The organism is Flammeovirga agarivorans (assembly GCF_012641475.1).
GTDB classification, from domain to species: domain Bacteria; phylum Bacteroidota; class Bacteroidia; order Cytophagales; family Flammeovirgaceae; genus Flammeovirga; species Flammeovirga agarivorans.
The window spans coordinates 124,028-130,269 of sequence record NZ_JABAIL010000014.1 but is presented as its reverse complement, the minus strand read 5'-3'; the positions used below and the strand labels follow the sequence as shown (position 1 = coordinate 130,269).

The 6,242-nt window shown below is 33.3% G+C and carries 6 protein-coding genes; 2 read left to right on the top strand and 4 right to left on the bottom strand.

The features are described from left to right. The first annotated feature begins 226 nt into the window (after positions 1-226). Positions 227-1,195 carry an alpha/beta hydrolase gene (locus HGP29_RS26315; protein WP_168885457.1) on the top strand — a complete coding sequence of 323 codons (969 nt, stop codon included), beginning with the start codon at positions 227-229 and terminating at the stop codon, positions 1,193-1,195. Positions 1,196-1,250: 55 nt separating this feature from the next. Here HGP29_RS26315 and HGP29_RS26310 read toward each other — a convergent pair whose 3' ends face one another. The 3 genes from HGP29_RS26310 to rnr all read right to left on the bottom strand — a co-directional run bounded on the left by HGP29_RS26310 (position 1,251) and on the right by rnr (position 4,445). Further along, a complete protein-coding gene (locus HGP29_RS26310) occupies positions 1,251-1,493 on the bottom strand; it encodes a hypothetical protein (RefSeq protein ID WP_168885456.1) in 243 nt (80 codons plus the stop codon). Between the two features lie 233 nt (positions 1,494-1,726). Continuing rightward, a complete protein-coding gene (locus HGP29_RS26305) occupies positions 1,727-2,236 on the bottom strand; it encodes a phosphoribosyltransferase family protein (protein ID WP_168885455.1) in 510 nt (169 codons plus the stop codon). Between the two features lie 16 nt (positions 2,237-2,252). After that, on the bottom strand, positions 2,253-4,445 hold the full coding sequence (gene rnr / locus HGP29_RS26300) for a ribonuclease R (protein ID WP_168885454.1): 2,193 nt from the start codon (positions 4,443-4,445) through the stop codon (positions 2,253-2,255). A gap of 130 nt (positions 4,446-4,575) precedes the next feature. Here rnr and HGP29_RS26295 point away from each other — a divergent pair, with 130 nt between their 5' ends. Continuing rightward, on the top strand, positions 4,576-5,700 hold the full coding sequence (locus HGP29_RS26295; protein ID WP_168885453.1) for a hypothetical protein: 1,125 nt from the start codon (positions 4,576-4,578) through the stop codon (positions 5,698-5,700). A gap of 2 nt (positions 5,701-5,702) precedes the next feature. Here HGP29_RS26295 and cdd read toward each other — a convergent pair whose 3' ends face one another. After that, positions 5,703-6,191 carry a cytidine deaminase gene (cdd, locus tag HGP29_RS26290; protein WP_168885452.1) on the bottom strand — a complete coding sequence of 163 codons (489 nt, stop codon included), beginning with the start codon at positions 6,189-6,191 and terminating at the stop codon, positions 5,703-5,705. Positions 6,192-6,242 lie beyond the last annotated feature (51 nt).

Genomic DNA, 6,242 nt, shown 5'->3' with positions numbered 1-6,242 from the left:
TTAAGCCCTACAGTGCTGATGGTACTGGGTTAACCCCCGGGAGAGTAAGTCGGCGCCACATTCATTAAATACAGAAGGTTAGTTAACACAAGATGTTGACTAACCTTTTTTTGTATATCAAGAATTTTTTAATAAGAAATTGTAAACCTTATTATTAATTAAAGTTACATTGCTACTTTTCTTACCCCTAATTAATTATATTCGTCAGAAATTATCAATCAAGAAAATGAAAAGAATACTACTCTATTTATTAGTAATGGTGGTAGGACTTAGTTGTTCTAAACCACAAAAAAGTCAATCAGAAAAAAAATTAGGATTAGGGGCTGCCGATGCTTCAAAGATGCCTAAACTAGCCGCTGGTAAAATCGATAGAATACCAGACTTCCAATCTAAGTATATTGATTCTCGTTCAGTTGATGTGTATTTACCTGATGGTTATTCAAAAGAGAATAAGTATGCAGTTTTATATATGCATGATGGCCTAATGTTATTCGATTCTACTGTTACTTGGAATAAGCAAGAGTGGATGGTAGATGAACACATCACAAATCTTTTAAAGGAAAAGAAAATTGAAGATGTGATTGTTGTTGCGGTACCTAATAATGGGAAGTACCGTTCCTCTGAGTATTTACCTCAAGAAGCAATTAGTGGTTTAGATGATGAATTACTTATTAAAATTAAAGATAAGCGTCTTGCAGGAAAGATGATTTCTAATAATTACTTGAAGTTCTTAACATCAGAACTTAAACCTTATATTGATAGTAATTATTCAACTTATACAGATAGAGAACATACATTTGTAATGGGTTCTAGTATGGGGGGCTTAATCTCTCTTTATGCAATCTGTGAATATCCAGAGGTATTTGGAGGTGCGGGTTGTCTATCAACACATTGGCCAATGGTGTATGCAGAGGCATTTACTGCTGATGAAAACAAAAAAATCACTGATGGTATAATAAATTATACAAAAACACATCTACCAGATCCTAAAACACATAAAATCTATTTTGACTATGGTACAGAGACTTTGGATTCTCAGTATGAACCATACCAGTTGAGAATAGATGAGGTGATGAAAGAGAAAGGGTTTAGCTCATCAAATTGGATAACAAAGAAATTTGAAGGTCAGAATCACTCTGAAAGAGCCTGGCAAAGTAGATTAGATATTCCACTTGTATTTTTACTTGGGAAATAAAAAAAGTCCAATGTATTTAATATACATTGGACTTTTTCATGTAAACCTTAATTGGTTACACATCAGCAGGTGCCCAATCTGAACATAGCATACCTTCAGTTGCTTGAGCAGGTTTTGAACAATCGTCTTTTTTAAAGAAAGTACAGTTAGTACACTGTATAGCATTGATTAATTCAGATGCATTTGAAAAGCTATCACATGTATATTTTTCATTTACTTTTACATTGTGAACATTGCATGTTAACGATTCAGCTAGCTCAGCACAGCTTTTACAATTTGATGATAATCTAATAGACATAATTTGAAAATAGTTTAGGTTTAACCTTGGTTTGTTTTCTATGTTCTCAAATGTAGCAGTTCACCTTGTATTTTTTACTATCTATAAGTCGATATTTTAAGGTTAAAAGTTAGTTTATATTTAGATTGTTTTTAGTTAAACATTGTTTTGAATTGGTCTAAATTATATAAATAAAAAAGCACTAGAACTTATTGTATTCTAGTGCTTTATGAATATGTTTCTTGTTGTAATTACTAAGTTAAAGTAACAGAAAAACGAATTTGATCTGATAGGTCTACTTCAACATTTTGTTTTACGGTTGTTGATAATTCATATCCAATAAAACTTGGGATTACAGGGAATTTATGATACCCTCTATCAACAAGAACAGCTACCTGTAATTTGTCAATTTTAATTCCTAAAAATGGTTTAATACTGTAGGCTAATGTACGTCCAGTATTTAACACGTCATCGACAATGATAATCACTTTACCTTCCATTTCTTTGAGGTCTTTATCTACCTCAATAAAAGTTTGTAATGGTGCCGTTTTGTCGATAGTAATTTTTGTAATATCAGAAGGAATTGAAGCAATCTTGTCAAACTCTCCTTTTAATAATTCAGCAAAGCTATAACCAGTTCCTTTTATTCCTGCGAAGACAATTTCTTTTACCCCAAAGTTGTCTTCATATACTTCAAATGCAATACGACGGATTTTTTGTACGATCTGTTCGTGAGATAAAATTACATTGGTAGTTAATGACATAACTTGATTTTTTATGTTATACTAATTCGAAATCAATCGAACGTTTTTCAATATTAGTTTCTTTAACGATTACCTTAACAGGATCGCCTAATTGGAAAGTCTCTTTGTACTTCACACCTTTTACGATCATCTCTTCACTATCAAAAATATATTGATCAGCTAACATTGATGAATATCGTACTAGGCCTTCACATCTTGTGTCCTTTAATTCGATAAACATACCCCAATCAGTCAGACCAGAGATAGTACCTTCCATTTCTTCACCTAAGAATTCTGACATGAATTCTACTTGCTTGTATTTAATGGAAGCTCTTTCTGCATCGGCAGCTACTTTTTCTCTTGCTGAAGAATGTTTACAACGATCTTCGAACTCATTTTCATCAGCAGATTTACCTTTATCAAGGTAATGTTGAAGTAGTCTGTGAACCATTACATCAGGATAACGACGAATTGGTGATGTAAAGTGAGTATAATGAGCAAATCCTAAACCGTAATGTCCTTCTGGAGCTGTTGTATACACAGCTTTTGCCATTGTTCGGATCGCTTGCTGCTCAATGATATTTTGTTCTGGTTTTCCTTCTACTTCTCCAGTCAGGTTATTTAATGAGAACGCAATTTTCTTTTCGTTCAGATCTAAATCATAACCAAAGCGCTTAGCAAATGATGCAAACTGAGCTAATTTCTCGGGGTCAGGATCACCGTGTACACGGTATACCATTGTCATTGGTTTGCCATCTTGCTTTTTTCTGAAGATAGATTCTGCTACTCTCTTGTTCGCTAGTAGCATAAACTCTTCAATCATTTTATGAGCATCCTTTCTGATTTTTGGAGTCAAACCAGTTGGTTTTCCATTTTCATCAAGGTCAAACTTCAATTCGACAGATTCAAAAGAGATTGCTCCATTTTTGAACCTTACATCTTTTAGTTTGTGTGCGATACCATTTAGAATATTGATTTCTTCTTGGTAATCTCCTTCTTTAGTCTCAATTCTTTCTTGAGCTTCTTCGTAAGAAAAACGTCGATTAGAATGTATGACTGTTCTACCAAAAGATTGTTTATATACTTTTCCTTCTTCATCCATCTCGAAAATAGCTGCAAAAGCTAGACGATCGACATGAGGGTTTAATGAGCACAAGCCATTCGAAAGCTTCTCTGGAAGCATTGGAACAGTTCTATCTACTAGATATACTGATGTTGCTCTTTTGAAAGCTTCTTCTTCAAGTAATGATCCTGGTCTTACATAATGAGAAACATCGGCAATATGAACACCGATTTCATAATGACCATTCTTCATTTTACGGATAGACAATGCATCATCAAAGTCTTTTGCCGTTACAGGGTCAATCGTGAAAGTTGTACGATCTCTGAAGTCTTTTCTATTTTTGATTTCTTCCTCAGGGATTTCATCTGGAATAGTGTTGGCCTCAGCATCAACTTCCTTAGGGAATTCAAATGGTAAACCGAATTCAAACATGATAGAGTGAATTTCAGTGTCATTATCACCTGACTTACCTAAAATTTTAATGATTTTACCAGTAGGAGATTTATCATTTGGCTTCCATTGGGTCATTTTGACAATTACTTTGTCACCATTTTCAGCCTCACCAACTTTTTCTCTTGGTATAAAGAAGTCAAAGAACATTTTCCTTTCAGAAGGAACAACGAAGGCAAACTTTTCAGAAACTTGTAGTTGCCCTACAAATTCATCACGTTCTCTTTTTAGAATTTTCGTGATTTTCGCCTCTGTTCTTTTTCTCTGCTTATTGTAAAAAGTAGTGTATTCAACCTTATCGCCATGCAGTGCTCTGTTCATGTTAGGTAGAACAATTCTGATGTCTTCGATAGGTTCTTCTCCTTCTTTAGTATCAACGATCAAAAAGGCAAACTTTGGGTTGACAAAGTCAACAGTAGCAGTTCTTGTATTCGCTAATTCTTCTTCAAGCGTTATTGACTGATACTTCTTTCCTTTTAAAAGAACTTTTCCTTCTTGAGCTAATTGTGCAAGTATATATTTTAATTTGTCTTTATCCGTCTGACTTTTTATTCTGACCTCTTTTACGATTTGTCTTAAGCTAAAACCAGTTTCAGGACTTGAATTAAGTAGATTGATAATGTTCTGTATCGTTTGTGTATTGATACTACTTCTTTTTTGAAACTTCTTTTTTGCTCTCGAATTCTCTTTTTTATTCTTTTTTTTGCCTTTTGTCATGTTTTTGATTTACATCTGAAAGAAGATGAAACAAGATTTATTATATTAATTAATATGATTAGTGGGGGAATCTTGTTGCTCTCGCTAAATTACGATAAAAACCTAGTATAATGACGATCAATACTCTTTTATGTTGCGAAGATTATATTTAACCCTCCAATTTTTATTCTTATTTACAACTTTAAATGCTCAATCATATAAATTATTGTGGCAGAATGAAGAAGCATTAAGATTGGCAGAAGAAACCATGGATCAGATGTACCATTGGAACTTTGTAAAAACAGATAGTTTGTTGTCTGTTTACGAAGATCTCATGCCAAAACATCCTTCATTACCTTTATTGAAAGCCATGAGAGTGTATTGGGACATTACACCTTTTGACTACCAAAATGAAGATCAAATTGATAAAATGTTTACTTACTTAGACGATTGTGTTGAGTTGTGTGAAGATCGATTAGACGAACAGGAAGATGATGAAGAAAGTATATTCTTTATGTTATTAGCAAAAAGCATAAAAGCTAGAACATATAATTATATTGGTTCTACCTGGAAAGCTGTTTCTGAGGCAAGAAGTGTATACTCTTTAACTAGAGTTGGAATGACTTTAACAGATTCTTTACCTGAGTTTAATTTCTCCTCTGGTATATATAATTTTTACAGAGAGTTTTATCCGGAAAAACATCCTATTTATAAGCCTTTTTTAAGCTTTTTTCCTCCTGGAGATAAAACAAAAGGAATAGAGCAATTAACTAATGCAATGAAAACGGGAGTATTTACTTCTGCGGAATCACATAGGTATTTGATGTGGATTTATCTACATATAGAAGACCAACAATCTATTGATTTAGCCAAAGATTTGATGAGTAAATATCAAGAAAATCAGTGGTTTATTTACGAATCCTTATTGGTGATGTCGGGTTTTGATGCATTAAATGATTCAAATGCTGTGGAGAAGATAAGTGTGTTGCAGGTATCAACAGACTCATTTTATATTTTAGCAGGACAAATGATAGAGGGCATGAGGTTTTATGAAATGCATGATTATGATGAGGCAAAAAAAATGTTGTTAGGTGTAGAAGAAGATCTTACACATCTAACAACAAGGCAAAACTATATAAAACCGTTCCTGTATGCTTATCTCACTACAATTTTCGAGATTGAAGGAGATCAAAACAATAGAAAAAAGTATTATAAGAAGGCAAGTCAGGCTGATTTTGGGGATCAAGTAATGAAACGTTTATCAGCCCGAAGGTGATTTTATTCAAATAAGTCTTTTTGAGTAAACTTAAATGGTAAGAGATCGGAAATAGAGTGTAACTCAAAAATTTCCTTATGTCCTTTCATTATTAAGCGAATAGGCTGGTCTTGTTTTACTTCATATTCTAACATTGCTTGTCTACAAGATCCACAAGGTGATATTGGAATAAAACTCGTTTCTTCACCTTTTCTTGCTGCAATGGCAATTGTCAATATTTTTTCATTGGGATAAGTAGCTCCTGCATAATATATCGCATTCCTTTCTGCACACATACCTGATGGGTAGGCGGCATTTTCTTGATTATTCGCCGAAATGATTTCACCATTTTCAAGAAGTAATGCAGCTCCGACATTAAAATTTGAATAAGGTGCATACGAACGATGAGTAGCGTCTTCAGCTAATGATAAAAGGTTTCTGTCGCTTTCACTTAATTCAGAAATATCATTGTAAGCAACAATTTCAATATTTAGGTTTACTTTTTTTGCCATAGGTCATTATTTAAGTATCACAATTAAGATACAAAAAAGCCCTTAGAAATA